This window comes from Phenylobacterium sp., from assembly GCF_036821595.1.
In the GTDB taxonomy this organism is placed as follows: Bacteria; Pseudomonadota; Alphaproteobacteria; order Caulobacterales; family Caulobacteraceae; genus Phenylobacterium.
Window position 1 is genome coordinate 1 of the sequence record NZ_DAISJG010000182.1, and the last position, 1467, is coordinate 1467.

Annotated in this window: 2 protein-coding genes and 1 pseudogene; all 3 read right to left on the reverse strand. The window is 69.4% G+C overall.

Going from position 1 to position 1467, the window contains the following annotated elements; all coding sequences use genetic code 11:
- Positions 1-223 (reverse strand): annotated as a pseudogene (locus V7Z97_RS20435) (protein-L-isoaspartate(D-aspartate) O-methyltransferase); the annotation flags it as partial.
- A gap of 1 nt (position 224) precedes the next feature.
- Positions 225-1001, reverse strand: a complete 777-nt coding sequence (surE, locus tag V7Z97_RS20440; protein WP_334165470.1) for a 5'/3'-nucleotidase SurE — start codon at positions 999-1001, stop codon at positions 225-227.
- The coding region (locus V7Z97_RS20445) for an aminoacyl--tRNA ligase-related protein (RefSeq protein WP_334165472.1) at positions 998-1467 on the reverse strand (470 nt) is incomplete at its 5' end. The genes surE and V7Z97_RS20445, both read right to left, overlap by 4 nt.

The window sequence follows — 1467 nt, forward strand, 5'->3', positions numbered from 1 at the left end:
GGCTCATCAGGCCGACGATGAACGGCTGGCTGATGGTCTGGCCGCAGGCGATCGGAAGGGCCGAGTCCTCGAACGCGCGCTCCTTGAAGAGCTCGGGCGTGAACAGCTCGCGCGGCGTCTTCTCGATGGCGTGGAGCACCTTGGCGTCGGTCACGCCCTGGGACCGCAGCGCCAGGATCAGTTCCGCGAACCGGGCATCGGGGGTGTGATCGGGCCTGGCCATCTCAAGCCTTCGGCGGGGCGCCGCCCAGCAGCCCCTTCAGGTCGTAGATGCTCGCCTGGTGGGTCAGGTCGATGTGCAACGGCGTCACCGAGATGCGGCCTTCGTAGAGCGCCCGGAGGTCCGTGCCCTCGGCGGGCTTGGAGCGCTCCTGGCGGAAGCCGATCCAGTAGTATTCGCGCCCGCGAAGGTCCATCCGCTTCTCGGCGTGGCGCACGTGGACGTCCCGGAAGCCCTGCCGGGTGACCTCCACCTCGGTGATCTGCTCGATCGGCAGCATCGGGAAGTTGACGTTCATGATCACGTCGGCGGGCCAGCCCACCTCGACCAGCCGCTTGACGATCCCCGGGGCGAAGACCTCAGCAGGCTCGAAGAAGTCGTCGAGCGGATCGTAGCCCCCCATCTGGGAGAGGGCGATGCCGGGCACGCCGAGCGCCATGGCCTCGATGGCGCCGGCCACCGTGCCCGACATGCTCACGTCCTCGGCGAGGTTGGCCCCGCGGTTGACGCCCGAGAGCACGAGGTCGGGCGGGCCGCCCTCGACCAGCTCGTGAACCCCCAGCATGACGCAGTCCGTGGGCGTGCCGGTGGTGGAGAACTTGCGCGGGCCCAGCTTGCGCACCCGGATGGGCTCCGCGAGCGTCAGCGCCCGGCTGGCGCCCGACTGCTCATACTCCGGCGCGCAGACCCAGACATCGTCGCTGAGCGCCGCGGCGATCCGCTCAAGCGCCACGAGGCCCGGGGCGTTGATGCCGTCGTCGTTGGTCAGCAGGATCCTCAAGCGTCACCGCCGATGTGCGTCAGGCCCGGCAGGTAGCGGTGCAGGGCCTGCGGGACCGCGATGCGGCCGCCTTCGTCCTGGTAGTTCTCCATGATCGCCACCAGGGTGCGGCCGACGGCGAGGCCCGAGCCGTTCAGGGTGTGCACGAAGCGGGTGCCCTTCTCGCCGGCCTTCTTGGTCCGGGCGTCCATGCGCCGGGCCTGGAAGTCGCCGCAGTTCGAGCAGGAGCTGATCTCGCGGTACTTGCCCTGGCTCGGCAGCCAGACCTCGAGGTCGTAGGTCTTGCGGGCGCCGAAACCCATGTCGCCGGTGCACAGCAGCATGGTCCGGAACGGCAGGTCCAGTCGCTTCAGCACGGCCTCGGCGCAGCCCACCATCCGCTCGTGTTCGGTCTCCGACGCCTCTGGGGCTACGACCGAGACGAGCTCGACCTTGTTGAACTGGTGCTGGCGGATCATGCCGCGGG